General features: G+C 59.4%; 11 protein-coding genes. 5 read left to right on the plus strand and 6 right to left on the minus strand.

Features of this window, described 5'->3' with window-relative positions; genetic code table 11:
- Positions 1-297: 297 nt before the first annotated feature.
- Positions 298-2,763 carry a TonB-dependent receptor domain-containing protein gene (locus ABF990_RS05740; protein WP_415506517.1) on the minus strand — a complete coding sequence of 822 codons (2,466 nt, stop codon included), beginning with the start codon at positions 2,761-2,763 and terminating at the stop codon, positions 298-300.
- 1,420 nt (positions 2,764-4,183) lie between these two features.
- On the opposite strand from ABF990_RS05740, the gene ABF990_RS05745 reads away from it, so the two are divergent.
- From ABF990_RS05745 to ABF990_RS05760, 4 genes are all read left to right on the plus strand, one after another.
- Positions 4,184-4,918 (plus strand): gluconate 2-dehydrogenase subunit 3 family protein, encoded by a 735-nt coding sequence (locus ABF990_RS05745; RefSeq protein ID WP_415490469.1) that lies wholly within the window; start codon positions 4,184-4,186, stop codon positions 4,916-4,918.
- Positions 4,919-4,922: 4 nt separating this feature from the next.
- The gene (locus tag ABF990_RS05750; protein WP_415500980.1) at positions 4,923-6,701 is read left to right on the plus strand and encodes a GMC family oxidoreductase; all 1,779 of its coding nucleotides are present in this window, start codon (positions 4,923-4,925) and stop codon (positions 6,699-6,701) included.
- Between the two features lie 10 nt (positions 6,702-6,711).
- On the plus strand, positions 6,712-8,103 hold the full coding sequence (locus tag ABF990_RS05755) for a cytochrome c (RefSeq protein WP_415490467.1): 1,392 nt from the start codon (positions 6,712-6,714) through the stop codon (positions 8,101-8,103).
- 68 nt (positions 8,104-8,171) lie between these two features.
- Positions 8,172-8,720, plus strand: a complete 549-nt coding sequence (locus ABF990_RS05760; protein ID WP_415490466.1) for a GlcG/HbpS family heme-binding protein — start codon at positions 8,172-8,174, stop codon at positions 8,718-8,720.
- A gap of 71 nt (positions 8,721-8,791) precedes the next feature.
- Here ABF990_RS05760 and ABF990_RS05765 read toward each other — a convergent pair whose 3' ends face one another.
- From ABF990_RS05765 to putA, 4 genes are all read right to left on the minus strand, one after another.
- On the minus strand, positions 8,792-9,445 hold the full coding sequence (locus ABF990_RS05765) for a TetR/AcrR family transcriptional regulator (RefSeq protein WP_415490465.1): 654 nt from the start codon (positions 9,443-9,445) through the stop codon (positions 8,792-8,794).
- 161 nt (positions 9,446-9,606) lie between these two features.
- Positions 9,607-10,866, minus strand: coding sequence for a Glu/Leu/Phe/Val family dehydrogenase (locus tag ABF990_RS05770; protein WP_415506518.1), 1,260 nt, complete (start codon positions 10,864-10,866; stop codon positions 9,607-9,609).
- 424 nt (positions 10,867-11,290) lie between these two features.
- A complete protein-coding gene (locus tag ABF990_RS05775) occupies positions 11,291-13,825 on the minus strand; it encodes a TonB-dependent receptor (protein ID WP_415500739.1) in 2,535 nt (844 codons plus the stop codon).
- 746 nt (positions 13,826-14,571) lie between these two features.
- Positions 14,572-18,168, minus strand: a complete 3,597-nt coding sequence (gene putA, locus ABF990_RS05780) for a bifunctional proline dehydrogenase/L-glutamate gamma-semialdehyde dehydrogenase PutA (protein WP_415500740.1) — start codon at positions 18,166-18,168, stop codon at positions 14,572-14,574.
- Positions 18,169-18,324: 156 nt separating this feature from the next.
- Between putA and ABF990_RS05785 the strand changes: the two genes are divergently transcribed.
- Complete coding sequence (locus tag ABF990_RS05785; RefSeq protein WP_415500741.1) at positions 18,325-18,777, plus strand: Lrp/AsnC ligand binding domain-containing protein; 453 nt, start codon at positions 18,325-18,327, stop codon at positions 18,775-18,777.
- Between the two features lie 393 nt (positions 18,778-19,170).
- Here the strand turns inward: ABF990_RS05785 and ABF990_RS05790 are convergent, their stop codons facing one another.
- Entirely contained in the window at positions 19,171-21,627 is a 2,457-nt protein-coding gene (locus ABF990_RS05790) for a membrane-bound PQQ-dependent dehydrogenase, glucose/quinate/shikimate family (RefSeq protein WP_415490461.1), read from the minus strand.
- Between the last annotated feature and the right edge of the window lie 453 nt (positions 21,628-22,080).

Below are 22,080 nucleotides of genomic sequence, written 5' to 3' on the forward strand. Positions count from 1 at the left end.
CGTGCAGTTTTGAAAGGCTGGGTCAGAAATGCATGGATGAGGGCTGAAAAGTCAACGCATTCAGGGCATGCAGGCCTCGCCAGACCGCCAGCATATTGTATGAAGTCGTGCTTCAACACGATACGGGGCGATGCATGTCGCCTCTCTCCGGCGGGCACAGGAGAGCTTGCATTCTGGGGGATGGATATAAAAATGGGGCCACAGAGGCCCCATTTTTATACGAACAAGAGAGAAAAAGGCTTCCCCGGTGGCGGGTGGCAAGCCGCCCACCACCGGAAGAAAAACCATAGTCCCGGATCAGAATTCTGCGCGGACGGAGCCGAAATACTGGCGAGGTGCGCCGATCAGGAAGGACTGGTAGCTATAGGCACTTGCGCCACCGATGGGGTTGCCGCCTTCCCCCATGGTGGAGATGTAGGTCTGGTTGGTGAGGTTGGCGACGGTGAAGCCGAAGACCAGGTTCTGCACGAAGCCTGCGCCATGGATATACTGGCCCATGTTGCCGAGCTTGTATTCGGCGCCCAGGTTGGAGAGCCAGTAACCGGGAGCCTTGTAGTCGCCCATGTAGCTGAAGTTACGGGCACTCATGTAGGAGCCGTCGATCCAGGCCGTGGCGTTGTGATACGTGTAGGACAGGCGGGCCTTATACATGAAGCGGGGATAGTTGACGACCTGCTGGCCCTTGATGGCGTATGTTTCGCCGCCGCTGCTCACGTCCTGGTCGTATGTGGCATGGTCGTAGCTGACGCTGTTATACAGTTCCAGGCCACGGATGGGGCGGATGGTCAGGCCCGCATCCACACCGTTCATGGTCACACCGCCGACGTTGGCCACGGCGGAGACCGGGTTGATGACGGAGCCGGACGTGATCTGCTGGAGGCGGTTGTTGAAGTTGGTGCGGTAGGCATAGACACTGGCCGAGATCATGCGGTTGTTGAACCGGTAACCGATGGCGTAGGTCCAGGCCGTTTCAGGACGGACATGCGTGGAGTCAAACGCGGACTGCAGCACCGAGAACGGCGAGGTGGACAGTTTGTAGCCGGACTGCGGATAGACATGCACGTTTTCGGAAATATCGATGAAGATTTCATGCCCGGGCAGGAAGCGGTAGGCGATGCCGATATGGGGCAGGAACGGCTTGGCGACGGTCAGACCGACACCGCTGGTGATGGGGCCGGGATTGCCGTAATAGCCCTGGTTCAGATAGCCATTGCCGACGCGGGTTGTGTTCAGCACCGACTTGAAGCCGAAATGCAGGTCGAGGTTGCGCACCGGGTGGAACGTGTCGTTGACGAACGCCGTAAAGGTGTTGGTGTTGTAATCCTGGTTGAAGACCTGGGCGAACGGATTGGAGAAATGGTTCAGGTCATACACCAGCGGGCTGGTGAGCTGGCCATTGGCATCCAGCGCGGGTTCTTCATACTGGTTCATGGCGGACTTGTAGTGGTTGTTTTCATACCACACGCCCAGGCCGAACTCGTTATGCTTGATGTTGTAATGCATGGCGGACAGAATACCGAAACGACGGATTTCGGGTTCTTTCACCAGGTTGCTCAGCGGCGACCCGTTGGGTGAACCGGAATACGGCGTGACCCAGGTGGTCTGGTTCTGCTGGTTGTGGCCATAGACGGTTGTGGTCCACTTGATGTGGTCGCTCATCTGCAGGTCGGCCTTCAGGCCGCCCAGAAGGTCGACGTTGTTGGTGCCGCCACTGTAATAGGCCGCGTCAGCCTTGTCGGACAGGCCGGACATGTAGCTGGGATAGCTGCCGCCGGGCAGGCCCTGGGTGGCCAGTGCCGCCTTGTAGGCAGTCTGGTAGCCGGACAACTGACCGTTATAGTAAAAGCCCTGACGTGTGCCGATCTTGTCCATCATCTCGAACGAATAGTCATCGTACGTGATCTGGTGCAGGTCGCTCCAGTTGAAGAACATGCTGATCTTGCTGCGCTCGCCAACGGGCTGCACGAACTTGGCGTTGACCTGTTGCAGGAACTGGTCGCCGTAGCCTTTCCAGAGCTGGCTGTCGTTGCGCATGTAGGACACGTAGAACTTGGTGCCGGATTCATTCAGCTTGCCGGAGTCAAAGCGGATGAAGGTGTGGAAGTTCTGGTTGGAACCGAAAGACTGGCCGATCTGGCCACCCATCTTGTCCTTGGGGTCGGAGGACACGTATTCGATGGAGCCGCCGAGGTTGTTGGTGGCGGCCACGGTTTCCGCACCGGCGGAGCGAGATACGTCCATGCTGCCGACGTTTTCAGACGAAATCGCCTGGATCGGGTTTGTACCGTTGTAGTTACGGTATGTCATTTCACCGAGCGGGATGCCATCCAGCGTCATGCCGATTTCCTGCTGCTGGAAACCATGCATCATGATCTGTGCGGACCATGTATCCAGCCCCTGGGGGTCGTTGGACTGGAACATGACGCCGGGTTGCATCCCCAGGACTTTCATGGGGTTTGTGCCGGGAATGGCGCGCTGGAGCTGGGCCGCGCCGACGGTGACGGTCTGGGCGCGATAGGGATGGCCGACGACGCCGACTTCCTCGGTGCGGTGAGAGGTCAGTGCGGCGGGTGCGACATGCCGGACCGGCGCGGGGGCGGCCGTTGTCGCGGAGGTATGTGCAACCTTGCTTGTGGAAGACGTGTGGGCAGATTTGGCTTTTGCCTTGGTTGCGGCAAAGCCTGTCTGGGGTACTGCCATCGCGGTCAAGACCAGCGCGGACGTGCCGGCCGCGAGAACGCCTCTTTTGATCGCTTGCTTCATGTATTTGCTTTCACGAATTCAAGATTGAACTTGCCATCGCTTCCATCTCGGGAGACTTCGGCCTTCTAACTGAGAAACCCCACCTATAGTCCTGTGGGCAAGAACTGTGCCTGTCGGCGATTCAGGCCTGGAGATGGCGCCGTCGCAATGGTGGTGCAGCGTATCCGTTCGGCTTGGTCACGCGTGGGTGAAACCTGATTTTCAGCGTAAAGTTCCCATCCGTTGGAGTGGGGGGAAACGTTACGTGCGTCCGTGAAAAACGCGTTAAACCCACATACTGCGAACGGAAATGCGAACTCCCGCACCTTGACGGCTGCCGATGCAGGGTGTGGCGACAGGAAGCTGGACTGTTGTGACACCACGCTGCTACGCCCCGCAAAAGGACACAATGCTCATTCATTGCTTATTGGAAACGGTATCGGAGGTGTAACGTATTTGCAAATGTGTTCTGCTAATGCTCCCATTAGCCAAGGTAATCTAAATATCGGAAAATTAAGTCAGTTAATGTTTTGTGATAATATTTTAACGTATTGATATAAAAGAATATTTTTATCAAAAAACAGTCAGGGACCGCTGTGCCAGGCGCATAAAACGGGTTGTAAAAGCTCCTCCTTAAACCGGCAAAACCCCATTCATCCCTGTTGTTGTGATTTCTGTGCCACAGTTTCCGGGGGCAAGGGCGTGCTATTTGATACGGTATTCGTGCGACATGAGCGGTGTTTATACGACAGGCATCACGCTGTGATTCTGTTGCAACAAAATCTGTTCGAAAAGGCAATGAGAGTCTCGTCGCCTCCGATCCTGTGCGGCAGGCAGTGTGTCGGCCTCTTTTGTTCGCCGAAGCATCAAAGGGCGGCCCCGGAAGTGTCTGCCGCACAAGCTGGTGATGTCGCATGGGATGGCTATGGAGTGTCGCGTTCAGGCACGGGCATTTTGTGTTGCCGCGAGGGCATGGGACGGAGCCAGTGTGAAGCAGGTGCTGCAATATAGAATAAGGACTGGGGGCAGGGGCTGGTTCATCCGGTGGTGGTTTCGGGCTCGGCAGGCGCTGGATGTGTAGCATAGAGAAGAAAATACAGGAATTTATTCAATAATAATTCTCTATTTTTGTTATAACAAAATTATAAAAACGACTCGCGGAAGCGTAGTTATTTTTGATAAATGTATATTTGAATATGTTCTGACGTATTTATGATTTGTGTTGTTTTATCTCTCTTGTCTATCGCCGGTAAAGTGCCGCGATTGACCTCATTATTATGTGATTGCCGGTCTGGAAACTTGCTCCCGCCCCCCTGCGTAACAGGATTTGCGTCACGCAAGACAAGATCGAGAACCCATCTGAACCCCGACAATTGTGTCCCTTCACCGAGCAACCGTTTCCAGAGCGCGGTCACGGTTCGCCATTGAATGGAAGAGCTCCATGCCTCTCAACGAGAGTTTCAAGAACCGCCGGACGTTTCTGCGTCAGGCTATTGGTGTTGTTCCGGGCGTGGTGCTGCTCAGCAGCGCTGGCACTGAACTCCTGTCCTCAGCCACTGCATTGGGGGCGACAGTCAAACCGCCCCCTACCTCAGATTATGCTCCGACGTTTTTCAATGCGGCGGAATGGTCGTTCCTGCATGCGGCCATCGACCGGCTTATTCCCGCCGACCTTGAAGGGCCGGGCGGGGTTGAGCTGGGTGTGCCCGAATTCATAGACCGACAGATGCAGACTGGGTACGGCTATGGCGAATTCTGGTATCTCAGCAGTCCTTTCGTTCCCGATGTCGATCCTTCGCTCGGGTATCAGCTTCAGTACGCACCGCGCGAATTTTACCGTACCGCCATTGCCGATATCGACGCGGCATGCACCAGCGCGCACGGCACTGTCTTCAGCGCGCTGGACCCCGCAACACAGGATGCGGTGCTGAGCGCATTGCAGAAAGGGACGTTCCCGCTCGCGCGGATTGCGAAACCTGCTGAATTTTTCATCCAGCTTCTGGCCAACACCAAGGAAGGCTATTTCGCTGACCCGATGTATGGCGGCAACAGGCATATGGGAAGCTGGAAAATGATCGGGTTTCCCGGCGCACGCGCGGATTTCCAAAGCTGGATGAAGCGCCCGGGCGAAGTCTACCCGCTCGGTCCCGTTTCCATTCAGGGTGAGAAAGCATAAGACCATGACTGTAACATTAAAACCTGTCGATGCTGTCGTGATCGGCCTGGGCTGGACCGGTTCGATCCTGAGCATGGAACTGGCCAATGAAGGGCTGAATGTGGTGGCTCTGGAACGCGGGGCCTACCGTGACACGGCCCCGGACTGGACCTACCCCAAGGCTGTGGATGAACTGAAATACGGTATCCGGGGCGATCTGTTCCAGCGGCTGAGCAAGGATACAGTGACCATCCGTCACGCCGTGGGCGATACGGCTGTGCCTTACCGTCAGCTCAATGTGTTTTTGCTGCCTGACAATGTAGGTGGGGCCGGAATGCACTGGAACGGCCAGCATTACCGCCCGTCCCCCGAGGACCTGAAATTCCGCACCCGTAATGTCGAACGTTATGGGGCAAAATTCCTGCCCGAGGACATGACGATCCAGGATTACGACGTCACCTATGACGAACTGGAACCCTATCTGGACGAGTTTGAACAGCTTTGCGGCACCTCCGGGCAGGCTGGCAATATTCGTGGAACACTTATTCCTGGCGGCAATCCGTTCGAAGGCCCGCGGTCTCGGGGTTACCCCACGCCGGCCCTGCCCGACAGCGAGGGGGCGCGCCGTTTCGCCATTGCCGCGAGAGAAATGGGCTATTCCCCCTTTCCCCAGCCTGCCGCAAACTGTTCCCAATCCTGGACCAACCAGTATGGGGTCCGGCTGGGGCCATGCAACCTGTGTGGCTACTGCGAACGATATGGCTGTTATATCTATGCCAAGGCGTCTCCGCAGACGACCATTCTGCCCGCCCTGCTGCGCAAACTCAATTTTGAAATGCGCACGCACAGCAACGTCACCAAAATCAACCTGTCATCGGACGGCAAGCGGGCAACTGGCGTCACTTATGTGGATGCCGCCGGGCAGGAGGTCATTCAGCCTGCCGATCTGGTCATTCTGTCCTCGTTCCAGATCAACAACGTGCGGCTCATGCTGCTTTCGGGGATTGGCAAGCCTTATGATCCCAATACCGGGGAAGGGGTGATCGGCAAGAATTTCGCGTATCAGATGATGAGTGAATCCGCCTTGTTCTTTGACAAGGACGTCGCCACCAACCCGTTCATTGGCGCGGGTGCGGGGGCGCAGCAGATCATTGACGAATTCAATGCCGATCATTTCGATCATGCGCCGCATGGTTTTATCGGTGGGGGTTATATTCTGGGTGGCACCACCGGCGGGCGCCCGCTCCAGCAGCTTAACGTGCCACCGGGTACACCTGCCTGGGGGGCTGCATGGAAAAAGGCGGCCAAGGACACCTATCTGCATTCCACGCGTGTGCAGACCCATTCTTCCGTCATGTCTTACCGTGGGGCTTATGTCGACCTTGATCCCACCTATCGCAATGCGCTGGGCCAGCCATTGGCGCGGATCACGTTCGACTGGCATGACAACGAATACCGTATGACCAGGTTCGTCACCGATCGCGCGCTTGAAATCGTGGCGAAAATGAACCCGAAGTCACATACCGTGACCATGCGCAAACCCGGCGATCATTTTAATACCCGCCAGTACCAGACAACGCATATCACAGGCGGTGTCATTACCGGCGCGGACCCGAAAACAAGTGCGGTTAACCGGTATTCCCAAAGCTGGGATGTGCCCAACCTGTTCGTGTTCGGGGCGTCGGCCTTTCCGCAGAATTTCGGCTACAACCCGACAGGACTGATCGGGGGGCTGACCTATATGGGCGCGCACGCCATCCGGGACCGGTATCTCAAATCACCCGGTCCGCTGGTTCCCGTCTGAGGATACCGTCATGAAAGCGATCGTCAAACCGACATCCCTGCTGGGTGGTGCGGCCCTGTGGCTGAGTTTTGGTCTGGTCCTGCCGGGGCAGGCCATGGCCCAGGGTGCAGCCCCGGCATTGCCGCCATCGGCGGCACCCGCCACGGCGCCGGCTGCAAAGCCTGTCGCCAGCCCTGTATCGTCCGCTGCGTCAAAACTGGTCGAACGCGGGGCCTATGTCGCCATTCTGGGGGACTGCGCCGCCTGTCATACCGCGCCGGGGGGCGCACCGTTCGCGGGGGGGCTGCCCATCGTGTCCGCCATTGGCACGATCTATTCCTCCAACATCACACCCGACCGCACGCACGGGATCGGGGCTTACAGTTACGAGGATTTTGAACGCGCGGTGCGGCGTGGCATCCGCAAGGATGGCACCACCCTTTACCCCGCCATGCCGTACCCATCCTACGCTCATGTCAGCGATGACGACATGCATGCTCTCTATGCCTATTTGCAGCAGAGCATAAAGCCTGCCTCTACACCGGCAAAGGCGGCGGATATCCGCTGGCCGCTGTCCATGCGCTGGCCTCTGGCGATCTGGCGCTGGATGTTCGCCCCCGAGGTGCGGGTGGCGCCGCTACACCTGACGGGGGATGCGGTGGTCGATCGTGGGGCTTATCTGGTGCAGGGGTTGGGGCATTGCGGTACGTGCCATACGCCGCGCGGTCTGGCCCTGCAGGAAAAAGCCCTGAACCAGCAGGATGGGGCATTGTATCTCGCGGGGGGGCGCGTGGGCGCGAATGTCGCCAATAACCTGCGGGGCGATAAGACGACAGGCCTGGGGAACTGGAGCGAGGACGATATTGTCCAGTTTCTCAAGACCGGTCGCAACGTGCATGCCGCCGCGTTCGAGGAAATGTCGGATGTGGTGACAGCCAGCACCCAGTTCATGAGCGATGCCGACCTGCGGGCCATGGCCCGTTACCTCAAGACACTTCCCGCATCCCCGAACGACCGGGAGGTGGTCTATGATCCGCATGTAACGCGCGAACTCGATGCAGGGCGGGTCACGCTGTCAGGCGCACTGGATTATCTCAACAACTGCGCTGCCTGCCACCTGACGTCTGGCAAGGGATATGACAACACTTTCCCCGCATTGGCTGGTAACCCGGTTGTTAATGCGCCAGATGCGCGTTCTGTGGTGAATATCATTCTTTCCGGCGCTACAGTGCCTGCCACGGCCACCGCATCAACACATTTTACCATGCCATCTTTCGCACACCGGCTGTCCGATCAGGAGGTGGCCGATATTGTCACCTTTATCCGTTCGAGTTGGGGGAACCACGCATCCGGGATTGACGCTGCCACGGTAGCGAAGCTCAGAGCCGGAATTCCCCAGCCCGATGACGATACGCGGCCCTGAACGCCCTGTGCAGCCCGGTGTATCATTGCACCGGGCTGCTTTTTCCCAGCATGAAAAGGATAATACAGATGCGTCAACACATATCAGGTGCAGGTATCCCCGCACCGGGCCGCACCCGGCATGCGGGTCTTGCAGCAAGGCTGGGCATGGCGGTCATGGCGGTCATGGTCGCGGGTGTGCCGCTGTCCGCCGTGCAGGCGGCCCCAGTCGAGCTGCCCGCGCGGCCTGTGCTGCCGTTTGCGCTTGCGCAGAAAATTGCCGACGCCGCGATCCAGAAAGCCAAAACCATTCCCGCAACCGGCGTCATAGCCATTGTGGATGACGCGGGTGAGGTCATTCTGCAGATCCGTATGGACAACGCCTTCATGCGCGCCAGCTCCCGTCTGGCGCCGGAAAAAGCCCGTTCGGCGGTGATGTTCCGTCGCTCCACCGCCACGCTGGAGGCCGCGGTGGCAGGCCCCAGACCCGCACTTGCGACCGCCCCGGGGTTTGTCATGCTCAAGGGGGGCGAGCCCATCGTCATCAACGGTCATCTGGTCGGAGGGATTGGCGTGTCGGTCGATACGCCCGACCATGACGAGGATATTGCCCAGGCCGGACTGGCAGCCATAAAATAGGGCTCAAGCACTTCCTGCCCGGTGGAGAGGCGGCCCGGGCAGGTCGTAACCTGGGACAACACAATCGTGCGCTAGGGTGTGGCGGCAGTCGGTTGCCGGTCTGCCGCCACGGGGCCCGTATAGCGATGCCGGGCGAAAAAGCGCTCCAGTTCACGGGGCTGAGGGGTGTGCCCCGTGAAAACCGTCACATAATCCTTGATCCGTTCCATGCGGCTTGGACCGTCTTCGTGCGTCTGCATCGAGATATAACCGATTTGCACCAGGTATATGGCGCGGGCATGCACGTCCGAGGCGGTTTCGCTGTAACCGAAGCGCTGAAACATCTGTGTCAGGGCTGCAATGCGGAGCTGATCGGCACTTTGCACTTCGGCCAGAATATCTGCCGACTGCAGGGACCAGCTTCGCATGGCGAATTCGAACGGAGAGTCGAACAGATCGGCGTTCAGCCAGCAGTCAAAGACATTCAGCACAGCTTCGACAATTGTTTCCGCATAGGCTTCGGCCTGTCTGAGAATGCCGCCTGTATTTTTCTGTCGCCAGAGGGCGACAAGGGCTGCCAGCAGTTCCTCGCGGTCTTCAAAAAACCAGTAAAAGCTCGTACGCGACAGGCCCACGGTTCTGGCCAGCGGCTGTATCTTGACGGCGTCCACCCCGTTTTCAAGCAGGGCTTCGTAGGCCGCCGTGATCCAGACGTCGGAAGAACCGCGTCTGCTGGTTTCGCTCATAATGGACTCCATACTCCCGTGCCCGGATCATGACGAATGGCCCGGGCACCAAGAATACGTTGCTTGCCCATGCATTGGCAAACCACGCGCATGACTTAAAGGCCGACACCGGGTGGCGGCACCCGCGCAGGGTCATGCGTGGCGGGTGCGCCGGCCGTGGCTTACGGGAACAGCCCGCGCGATATCTTGGTTTGCAGAACACGGTCCACGCCAATGGCGAGCGCTGCCGTGCGGTGGCCAACCCTGTCGCGGCGTGCGCGGGCAATGACCTGATCGAACGCCCGGTCCAGAATGACCAGAAGCCGACGGTTGACTTCGTCCTCTTCCCAGAAAATTTTCTGGATACCCTGCACCCATTCAAAATAGCTGACCACGACCCCGCCCGAATTGCACAGGATATCGGGAATGACGAACACGTCGTCACCGCGTTCGCGCAGAACACGGTCCGCATCGGGGGTGGTGGGGCCGTTGGCCCCTTCAGCCAGAATGCGGCATTGCAGTCTGGCTGCCGTGTCAGCGTCGATCACGCGTTCAAGGGCGGCGGGAACCAGAATGTCGCAGGGCTGCACCAGCAGTGCCTGCGGGTCGATGGTGCATTGGGTGGTAAAGCCGGCAAGGCAACGATGTTCGCGTACATGCGCATCCAGCTCTGCCACAGGCAGGCCGGCGGGGTCGTAGTAGCAGGCCGAATGATCGCTGACACCGACAACGCGCACACCGCGCTGCGCCAGTTCCAGTGCCGCGACCGACCCCACATTGCCAAAGCCCTGCACAATGGCCGTGGCGCCCAGCAGGGGCATGGCAATTTCTTCCGCCGCCCGCCCGATCAGATGCACGACACCCCGGCCCGTGGCCTCACGCCGGCCCGCCGTGCCACCGGCGGCAAGGGGCTTGCCGGTCACGATCTGCGGCACGGCATGTCCATGGTGGACGGAATACGTGTCCATGAACCAGGCCATGACCTGTTCGTTGGTGCCGACATCGGGCGCCATGACGTCAATGTCGGGGCCGACAAAGGGGATCATTTCCTGCATGTAGCGCCGTGACAGCGCTTCAAGCTCGCGGGGGGAAAGGGTCGTGGTATCAACCGCGATCCCGCCTTTGCCGCCGCCATAGGGCAGGCCGGTCAGCGCGCATTTCCAGCTCATCCAGACAGCCAGTGCCGCCACTTCGCCCATATCGACCGATGCCGCAAAGCGCGTGCCGCCTTTTGTCGGCCCGCAGCTGAGATGGTGCTGCACCCTGTAGCCCTGAAAAACCGCCACGCTGCCGTCGTCACGGTGGATCGGGCAGGTCACCGCAATGGCGCGTTTGGGAAGGAACAGTCTGTCGCGATGCTTGATGTCGATATCGAGATAGTCGGCAATGCCGTCAAACTGTTGCCGTGCCATGTCGAACACGGGACCGGAGTAAACGCTCATGCGAAAAATCCTTTGTAACGGCTGCACCGAAAAAATGGGTGCAGCCGCATGTCGGTATCCATTCGCCAGTGCCGGTTCAGATGGGTTCGGTCAATGGGGCGTGTAAGGATCTTTGAAGAAGTGATCGGTTTGTTACCGAAATGCCATAACATGCTGGGTGCCGGGCACCCGGCCTGGCGGATGTGGCAGGGGGCGAGTGCAGGGGCAGGCGGTGCCGCGTCTGCTCCTGTAAAACCCGTCAGGGCATGCGCCAGTCTGCGCGGCGGCTTGGTGCATGGTATGCGCTGACGTGTCGCATAGTCTGGCATCTGTACAGCAAAACGGGGCCCCGAAGGGCCCCGCGCCAGCCATAAGGCCGTGACCGGCTGCTGCCTGTCCACACGGCCCGGGGCCGGTGGAGCATGCTGCCGCCAGATATATCCGCTTAGAATTCGGCGCGGACGGAGCCGAAATACTGACGCGGTGCGCCAATCATGAAGGAGTTGTAGCTCATTGCCCCATTGGCGATATTCAGCGGGTTGCCGCCTTCGCCCATGGTGGAGATATAGCCCGCGTTCGTCAGGTTGGCGACCGTGAAGGAGAACACCAGGTTCTGCACGAAACCCGCACCATGGATGTAGTTGCCCATGTTGCCGAGCTTGTAATCCGCGCCCAGGTTGGCCAGCCAGTAGCCCGGCGCCTTGACGTCACCCACGTAGCTGAAGTTACGCGCACTCATGTAGGAACCGTCGATCCAGGCCGTGGCATTGTGCCAAGTGTAGGACAGGCGGGCCTTGTACATCAGGCGCGGGTAGTTCACGACCTGCTGGCCCTTGGTGTTGTAGGTGCCATCGGCCGTTGTCAGGTTCTGGTCGTAGGTCGCGTGGTTGTAGCTGATGCTGTTATACAGTTCCAGGCCACGGATGGGGCGGATGGTCAGGCCCGCATCCACACCGTTCATGGTCACGCCACCGACGTTGGCGACCGAGGCGACGGGGTTGATGATCGAACCCGTTGAGACCTGCTGCAGACGGTTGTTGAAGTTGGTGCGGTAGGCATAGGCGCTGGCCGAAATCATGCGGTTGTTGAACCGGTAGCCGATGGCATAGGTCCACGCGGTTTCGGGGCGGTAATGGCCCGTGTCGTAAGCACCCTGCGTATAGGCGAAGGGGGAGGTCGACAGCTTGTAGCCCGACTGCGCATAGGTATGCACGTTTTCGGAAATGTCGATGAAGATTTCATGCCCCGGCAGGAAGCGGTACGCGATGCCGATATGGGGCAGGAAAGGCTTTGCCACCGTCATGCCTGTGCCGCTGGTAATGGCCTGGCTGGCGCTCAGACCTTCCGTGTTGGCGTAATAGGCGCCGCCTTCACAGGCGCTGGCGCTGCCGATGCCGTAATAATAGTTGGAGTTCAGGCAGCCATTGCCGACGCGGGTCGTGCTCAGCACCGACTTGAAGCCGAAATGCAGGTCGAGGTTACGCACCGGATGGTACGTATCGTTGACGAACGCCGTGAAGGTGTTGGTGTTGTAGGTCTGGTTGAAGATGTTGGCGAACGGATTGGAGAAGTGGTTCAGGTCGTTCACCAGCGGGCCGCTCAGCGTGCCGTTGACCAGAGCCGGTTCCGCATAGGCGTTCATGGGGGACTGGTAGTGGTTGTTTTCATACCACACGCCACCGGCCAGCTCGTTGTGCTTGACGTTGTAATGTACGGCGGAAAGAATGCCGAAACGACGGATTTCGGGTTCCTTCACCAGGTCGCTCATGGCCGAACCGTTGGGCGAACCGTAGTACGGCGTGACCCATGTGGTCTGGTTCTGCTGGTTGTGACCGTAGACGGTGGTGGTCCACTTGACGTGGTCGGTCAGCTGAAGGTCGGCCTTCAGGCCGCCAAGGAGATCCACGCTGTTCTGGCCGCCGGAATAATAGGCCGCGTCAGCCGGGTCGCTCAGCGAGGAAAAACCGGCCGGGTAGCTGCCGCCGGGCAGGCCCTGGGTGGCCAGTGCCGCGTTGTAGGCTGTCTGGTAACCGGAAAGCCCGCCATTGTAGTAGTTGGCCTGGCTACCGCCGCCCAGCTTGTGCAGCATGTCGAAGGAATAGTCGTTGTACACGTCCTGGTGCAGGTCGCTCCAGTCGAAGAACATGCTGATCTTGCTGCGCTCGCCGATGGGCTGGACGAACTTGGCATTGACCTGCTGCAGGAACTGCTCGCCCGCGCCTTTCCACATCTGGTTGTCGTTGCGCATGTACGAGACATAGAACTTGGTGCCAGAGGAGTTCAGCTTGCCCGAATCAAACCGGATAAAGGTGTGAAAGGTCGAGTTGCTGCCGAACATCTGGTTGATCTGGCCGCCCGTCTTGTCCTTCGGGTCGGAGGAGATGTATTCGATCGAGCCACCGAGGTTGTTGGTCGCTGCCACGGTTTCCGCGCCGGCGGAACGCGACACGTCCATGCTGGCGACGTTTTCGGACGAAATCGCCTGCAGGGGGTTGGTGCCGTTGTAGTTACGGTAGGTCATTTCACCCAGCGGCATGCCATCGAGCGTCATGCCGATTTCCTGCTGCTGGAAGCCGTGCATCATGATCTGGGCGGAATAGGTGTCCAGGCCCTGCGGGTCGCCCGACTGGAACATCACGCCGGGAAGCTGGCCAAGAACCTTCATCGGGTTCGTGCCGGGCACGGCGCGCTGCAACTGGGCGATGCCGACAGTCACGGTCTGCGCACGGTAGGGATGGCCCACGACGCCGACTTCTTCGGTGCGGTGAGAGGTCAGGGCAGCAGGTGCGACATGCCGGACCGGTGCGGCAGCGGCAGTCGTTGCGTGCGTGCGCGCAGTCTTGCTGTGGACCGAAGATACGTGCGCGGAACGGGTCTTGGACTTGGTGGCTGCGATAGCGGTCGCAGGCACGGTCACAGCCGCCAGGACCAGCGCGGAAGTGCCAGCCGCCAGAACACCTCTTTTGATCACATGCTTCATTTATTCTTATGACTCCGAAGTTGACTCCGCCATCGATTCCCTTGCGGAAAGATGCAGGACCCTACAAAAAACATTCCATTATCCGGCCTCCGTGGACCGGACCCGATGGGACGGGGCAGCACGATTGCAACAAAACGGCCCTGACCAGCCCGCAGGGGGTTGCTGTGCCCGTTTATCGCTTGAAGAAGCGGTATAAAGGCGCTCCGGTTTTTTGCAAATATGTTACGGTTTGGAGATGTTGCATATTTGGTTCGGAAGCGAAAGATATTTTTCCGGAATAATTTTTATAACGTATTGTTATACAACGGATTTAATTGCGGAATCTGGCGATGGACCGCGCGAATGAAGGCGCTGGAACAGCAACATAACGTTGCGCGGTGTTGCTTTATTGCAACATTATTTTGGGGTGATTGATGCTAATTTCACACAGGAAACCGCGCCCGGTGGGCGTTGCGCTGCATCACGGGGCCATTTGTGGCGAATATCGGCAGGAGTCGCAAGAAAAAATTTTGAAAAGGCTTTATTTTTACGTAACGTTTTCGAAATGATATGGCGCGCGCGAATGCGCTCGGGGCCTGTAAGGCTCCCCTATGCCTGGAAACTGCCTGTCCGGAAGGGTGTGTTTTCCCGCGCGGCCGGTGCGCACACGCTCTCCCGTGCCGTTATCTGGCCGGGAGAGCGGCTTTCATCCTGGTAAGGATGGCGTCTTTACTGGGGTTTTTAAATGGCTCTCCCCGCCTGGCCTTTCAGGACTGCGAAGCCATAAGGGCCGCGTTGCCGCCCGCCGCTGTCGTATTGGTGCTGCATGCGCGTTCAAGCACCAGCCATTCCAGCATGTAGCTGCCGTCAGGGCGGGAGACATTCAGGCTGACAATCTGGCCCGCACGCTTAGCCAGGCGTTCGCCCAGTTCCAGTCGTGCCTGTTCCGTCGCCCCGGCGTCGATAATGGCAGCGTCGATTCTGTCACCATCGTTAAAAGCGCTGATAAGGGATGCAAGATCGACCGGCAGGGGCGGCAGGGCACGCAGCAGCGCCGCCGGGGCCTTGACTGTATTGCCTGTGGCCAGCGCGGTGTCGATCTGGCGGTAGAGGGCGTCCGTCGTGGGGCCGGCGCACAGCACGGTCCCGCGCGGTGTCAGGCTGTAGACATTGTCCTCGCCCACGGGGCCGGGCAGCGTCAGGCTTATGCCCAGCGGCGTGGTGGCCGTGTCGGGCTTCAGCTCGGGTTGCGTGGTCTGCAGCCAGATACGATAGCGATGCACCAGCGTGGGCAGCGGGGCCGCCAGCGGTGCCGCCAGAGCCGGGCAGGCGGAAAGCAGGCGGCGCAGGTAGAGCGGACCGCCCGCCTTGGGGCCGGTGCCCGACAGATCGTGCCCGCCAAAAGGCTGCACACCCACAACCGCGCCTACAAGGTTGCGATTGACGTAGATATTCCCAGCATGCGAGCGGGCCGTCACAGCGCTGATGGTCTCGTCAATGCGGGAATGCACCCCGAACGTCAGGGCGTAACCCGTCGCGTTGATGGCATCCATCAGCGCGTTCAGGTCCTGGCGTGCGTAGCGGATGACATGCAGCACAGGGCCGAACACTTCGCGCTTGAGGTCGGCAATGCTGCCGATTTCGATCAGTGTCGGCGGCACGAATGTGCCCTGTGCGCAGGCTTCGGGCATGGCGGTCTGGTGCACGGCGTAACCCTGCTTGCGCAGGGCTTCGATATGCCCGTTGATCAGTCCCTGTGCTTCGGCGGAAATAACCGGCCCGATATCCGTGGCAAGCTGGGTGGGGTTGCCCACGGCCAGTTCTTCCATTGCCCCTTTGAGCATGGTCAGCACGCGATCGGCGCAGTCATTCTGCAGGCACAGGATACGCAGGGCCGAGCAGCGCTGGCCGGCACTGTCGAACGCGGAGGACAGCACATCCCCCACCACCTGTTCGGCCAGGGCGGAACTGTCCACGATCAGGGCGTTCTGGCCACCGGTTTCGGCAATCAGCGGCACGGGCTGGCCGTCGGGGTTGAGGCGGCCTGCAAGCTGTGCCTGGATCAGGCGTGCGACTTCGGTAGAGCCGGTGAACATGACACCGCGAACGCCGTCATTGCCCACCAGTGCGGCCCCGACGGCGCCCGCGCCGATCACGATCTGTACCGCGTCGGCGGGAATGCCGGCGGCGTGGAGAATGCGCACGGCCTCCGTCGCGATAAGCGGTGTTTCTTCCGCCGGTTTGGCCAGCACGGTATTGCCCGCCGCCAGGGCAGCGGCAACCTGGCCCAGGAAAATAGCCAGCGGGAAGTTCCACGGGCTGATACAGACCACAGGCCCCAGCGCGCGATGCGTGTCATTGCTGAAGGTGGTGGAAACCTGCGCGCCGTAATAACGCAGGAAATCAACCGCTTCACGCACTTCGGCCACGGCGTTGGCAAAGGTCTTGCCCGCTTCGCGCACGATAATGCCCAGCAGGTACGGGGTTTCGGCTTCCAGCCTGTCGGCGGCGGCGGCCAGTGCTGCGCCGCGCTCCTGCGGCGAGCGGGCGCTCCACCCGGCAAAGGCGGCCTGGGCGCGGCTGACGGCCTGGGCCACATCCGTCGGGGTGGCAAAGGTGACATGACCCACCACGTCGCCATGATCGGCCGGGTTCAGCACGGCCTCGCCGCTGTCGCCCAGTTTCGGGGCAGGGACGGCAAGCTCGGTGGCCAGGTCGCGCAGCGTGTTTTCGTCCGTCAGGTCAAGCCCGGCGGAGTTGATGCGTTCGGGCTTGAACAGGTCGGCAGGCAGACGAATGCTGCTGGGAACGTCATGCGCCTTCAGCGTGGTGACCGGATCGGCGATCAGTTCCTCAATGGTGACGGCCTCGTCCTGAATGCGGTTGACGAAGGAGGAGTTCGCACCGTTTTCAAGCAGGCGGCGGACCAGATACGCCAGAAGGGTTTCATGCGTGCCGACGGGGGCATAGACCCGCACGGGGCGATCGAGCTTGGCGGGACCCACGACTTCCTTGTACAGGCTCTCGCCCATTCCGTGCAGGCACTGGAATTCGTAGCTTTCCACCGAAAAATCGGGTCCGGCAAGCGCGTAGATGCTGGCCAGGGTCTGGGCGTTGTGGGTCGCGAACTGCGGGAAAATGGCGTCGGGTGCGGCAAGCAGCTTCTTCGCACAGGCGATATAGGAAATATCCGTATGCGCCTTGGTGGTGAAAACGGGGAAGTCGGTCAGCCCTTCCACCTGTGCGCGCTTGATCTCGCTGTCCCAGTAAGCGCCCTTGACCAGACGCACCATCAGGCGCTTGCCGCTGCGGCGTGCCAAGTCAATTACCCAGTCCAGAACAAAGGGGGCGCGCTTCTGGTAAGCCTGCACCACAAAGCCGATGCCTTTCCAGTCGGCAAGCGTTGCGTCGAAACACAGGGCTTCGAGCAGGTCGAGCGAAATTTCCAGGCGGTCCACTTCTTCGGCATCGATATTGAAACCGATGTCGTACTGACAGGCCAGACGGGCCAGCGAAGTCAGGCGCGGCAGCAGTTCGGCCATGACCCGCTCGCGCTGCAGGCGGGCGTAACGGGGGTGCAGGGCCGACAGTTTGACCGAAATGCCCGGCCCGCGATAAACGCCCGCCCCGGCTGACGCCTTGCCTATGGCATGGATGGCGGTTTCGTAATCGCGGTAGTAGCGGTCGGCATCGGCGGCCGTGGTCGCGGCTTCGCCCAGCATGTCGTAGGAATAGCGGAAACCCTTGGCGTTCAGGCGGCGGCTGTTCCTGAGCGCGCTGTCAATGGTCTGGCCGGTTACGAACTGTTCGCCCATCAGGCGCATGGCCATGTCCACCCCGCGGCGGATGACCGGCTCCCCGCAGCGCGAGATCAGCTTGGACAGGCTGCCAGCCAGCCCTTCCTTCGTGCCCTGCGGCTGCGACGTGGACAGCAGCTTGCCCGATACGACAAGGCCCCAGGTGGCGGCGTTGACGAACAGGGAACTGTCGTCCCCCACATGGCCGCGCCAGTTGCCCTGGCCGATCTTGTCGCGAATGAGCGCGTCACGCGTTGCGGTGTCGGGAATACGCAGCAGCGCTTCGGCCAGGCACATCAGGGCCACGCCTTCCTGCGTGGACAGGTCATATTCCTGCACCAGCCCCTGCACGATCCCCGTCGTGCCCGCATCACGCAGGGCTTTGACCAGCCGGTACGCGGTCTGGTTCACGGTGGGGGCAAGGTCCGCGGGAATGGCCGCTTCTGTCGCCAGCGCACGCACGCGCGCCATTTCGGGCGGGCGTGTCTGGGCCGTAATGGCTTCGCGCAGCGTGGAGCGGGCGGGAACAGCGTCAAGAAGCGTGGCGAAAGGGGAGGAAAGGGTCATTCCGGCCTGCATTTGCTGGGAACGTTGAAGCGAGGAAACTCTGATCCTCACATACAGCGCCTTAAACCAAATGAAACACGGAAGATGATCTCTATTAAAAAATTATAATCCGTTTATAAGAAAATGAACGAATTTTGTTTCGGTTACGGATGGGCCATGGACGAACTTGACCGCAAAATCCTTACGAATCTGCAAAAAAACGGACGCCTGAGTAATCTGGATCTGTCGCGGGCCATAAATCTGAGCCCGGCTGCAACACTCGAACGTGTGCGCAAGCTGGAGCAGGCGGGGGTGATCACGGGGTATATGGCCCGGCTCGACCCGGATGCGCTTCAGCTCGGTCTGGTCGTGTTTATCCAGGTCACGCTTGATCGCTCGACTTCCGACCTGTTCGAAGCGTTTTCAAAGGCGATCAAGGCCATCCCGCAGGTCACGGAATGCTACATGGTGGCAGGCGGGTTCGACTATCTGGTGAAAGCGCGCGTGCGCGACATGAACGCCTATCGTAATTTTCTGGGCAAGACCCTTACGCGGCTGCCCGGCATCCGCCAGACCCACACCTATTCCGTCATGGAGGAAGTGAAGTGCGACCCTGAACTGCCGATCTGACCCTTATTCCTTTTTGCGTCTTTTATAAAAAGTATCTGTCGACGGGTTCGGGCAAGGCTGTTCCCATCCGCCCATATGGTCGCGTTTGGGGAAGGAGCGGGCGGCGTGGCCAACGGTATTCAATCCGTGCGGTTCCCGCGCGCCTGTGCGGCAATCGCTGCGGAAAAGCTTGTTCCCGCTATCGGGCATGAACGGCAGCCTGTTCTGCCCGCCATGGTCGGTTGTCACGCTGTGTTGGCTTATGTCCGTTCTGCGGTTTTGCGGCAGGCTTGGGACATAAAAAAAGCCACTGCCCCAGAGCCAGGTCATGGCAGGCGGAGCAGTGGCTTTTTAAATGGCAGGGCCATCTTCAGTGCATGAAGATGGCCCTGCTTTCAGGCTGTGGGCTTTTGCTTACTTGCTTGCGTCGGCGGTGCCGGCACCGTCGGGCAGGCTGTAGGCGATCAGGTAGTCGCCGATATCCGGGGAGTGAGCCATGCCACCTGCGGAAATCACGACATATTCCTTGCCGGTTTTAGGAGACTTGTAGATCAGCGGAGCCGCTACAGCGCCAACGGGCAGGCGTTCTTTCCAGACCTGCTTGCCAGTCGTGGCATCCAGGGCGCGCAGATAGTAGTCCTGCGTACCGGCAAAGAACACCAGGCCGGATGCCGTAGCTGTCGGCCCACCCAGGGTGGGCATGCCAAGCGGTACGGGCATATGGGTCTTGATGCCCATGGGGCCCGTATCCTGCACCGTGCCAAGCGGCACCTGCCACACGAGCTTTTTCGTGCGCAGGTCGATAGCACTCATGGTGCCGAAGGGCGGAGTGTTGCACGGCACCTGCAATGCGGACTGCAGAATGTCGATCTTCACGCCGCCGTAAGGGCCTGCCACCTGCGGGCGGATCGTACCCATGAAGCCAGGGACTTCATCGGTCGAAACCTTGTATTTCTTGGCATTTTCCTGCGTGACGAGCGTCATCTGCAGCGGCATGCGCATGTCGTTGACGAACATCAGGCCGCGGGTTTCGTCAATCGCGACGCCACCCCAGTTCATGCCGCCCAGCAGGCTGGGCCATTCGATATACGGCTTTTCACCCGGCGGGGTGAACGGACCGGTGTAGATCGACTGCTTGAACTTGATACGGCAGCCAAGCTGGTCAAAGGTGCTGACGCCCCACATGGACTGTTCGGTCAGCGGATCGGCGCCGATCGTCGGCATACCAACCGAGAAAGGCTGCGTCTTGGACAGGTGTTCGCCCTGGGCGGACGGAGTTGTCGCGACTTCGCGTTCCACCACTTCCGTCACGGGTTCACCCGTGCGGCGGTCGACAACGAAAATGTTGCCGGTCTTGGTGGTCTGGATCAAGGCCGGGACAGTCTCGCCCTTGGCATTGGTCATGTCATGCAGGACCGGCTGGGACGGCAGATCGTAGTCCCACACGTCGTGGTGCACGGTCTGGAAAACCCATTTGGTTTTACCGGTCGATGCGTCGACAGCGACAATCGCGGCGCCGAACTTCTCTTTTGCCGCGTCGCGGTCACCACCCCAGTAATCGGGCGGGCCGTTGCCTGTCGGCAGGTAAACGAGGTTCAGTTCCTTGTCATAGGTAGGAACGGCCCAGACGTTCGGGGTTTCGAGCGTGTAGGTCTTGTCGCCTTCGGGGGCACCCGTGTTGTCGGGATCGCCAACGTCCCATGCCCAGACCAGAGCGCCGGTGCGAACGTCGTAGGCGCGCACGACGCCGGAGGGTTCACCATGCACGATGTCACGGACCCAGCCGCCGATAACCGCGACATGCCCCATGACAACCGGAATGGCGGTCGGGTGATAGCGCTTGCTGTTCTCGGTCGGACCCATCTGGGGTTTCAGGTCGACGCTGCCGTGTTCACCAAAACCTTCGCAGGGCACGCCGGTATGGGCGTCCAGGGCGAGGAAGCGCGCGTCAACCGTTTCGACCAGAATACGCTGGCGGCAGGAAACAGGAGTGCCATCCGTGGGCAGCGCCTTTTCCTCAGCCGTGAGCGAGGTGTCCTTGTCGATGTCGTAGTAGCCAACACCGCGGCAGGACACGTGCTCGGCCGTGCGGGCCTTGGCGTCGTATTTCCAAAGGCTTTTGCCTGTGTCTGCATCGATCGCGGTTACGATATCTTCGGGGGTGCAGGAATACAGAACGTTGCCGATCTGCGACGGTGTGTTTTCATCCACCCCGATGCCGGACCCTTTCAGCCTGCGGCCGGTGCGGTAAATCCAGGCAACCTGCAGCTTGTTGACGTTCTGCGGGGTGATCTGGGTGTACTGCACAAACCGGGTGCCGTTGGGATCGCGCGCGAAAAATTCCCAGTCGTCGGGGGCATTTGTCGCAACGGGGGTTGCAGGCGGCGGTGCCAGGGCGTCGGGATTGTGGATTTCACCATGCGGGGAGAACGCTTCGACCAGCGTAATCACCAGGCAGCCCAGGATACCGAAACCGACACCGGCCATGCCTTTGCGCTGCCCCAGCGAATAGGGAGCGGAATACGCAGCGGAAAGCCACAGGCTGAGGGTGAAAAGAATCGCCGGCACGACGAGTCGAGGCAGCAGCGCCCAGTATCCGAATTCGGGTGTGTCGCACAGCGCCCAAATAAATGTTGCAACAAATGTTATAACAGAAAGGAGTAAAGCATAGCGGTTTTTAAGAAAATAAAGAACAGCTATGGCTACGTAGGCCAAACCGGCAAGAAAATAGTAAGGTGAACCTCCGAGCGAAAGGAGGGTGAAGCCTCCTTTTAACAAATACAATCCAATAATTATATTGATAAGAGAGAATAGAACCCGGAACACGTCTATCGTGCCGAATTTCGACTTCCCTATTTCTGTCTCAACCATGCTGCTTGCTTCCGTAATTTTGGTGAACAATTGGCTAGCACTTATTGTTCTGACGGAAGTTCCCGGCAAATTCAAATGCCTTGCATGCTCCGGGGAGCGGGTTGAGTATGAGAATGAATTGCATTAAATGTGACTTTCCGGCTGTATTTTGTTATAACTAAGTCTTTGATTTTTATGAATAAGTACGAAAAGAGCGAGTGCCACAGCGATTTTTTTTGAAATGGAAGCGTTTTTTTTGAGAGGCGAAAAAAGGGGTAACAGAAATGCAATGCTACCATGCGCATAACGCAAGGAAAGACGCATATCGTGCGGTCCGATCCTGGCGGATTGGCTGTACCGGCTTGATAACGCGGTATATTTCGTAAGCATGATGATGAGCGGACACGATCGGCGCGCAGACACGCGCCAAAAAGAGATCGCGTTATCGTGATCTCGGGGCTTATGGTCCCGCTA

This window comes from Acetobacter sp. (assembly GCF_047723915.1).
Lineage (GTDB): Bacteria > Pseudomonadota > Alphaproteobacteria > Acetobacterales > Acetobacteraceae > Acetobacter.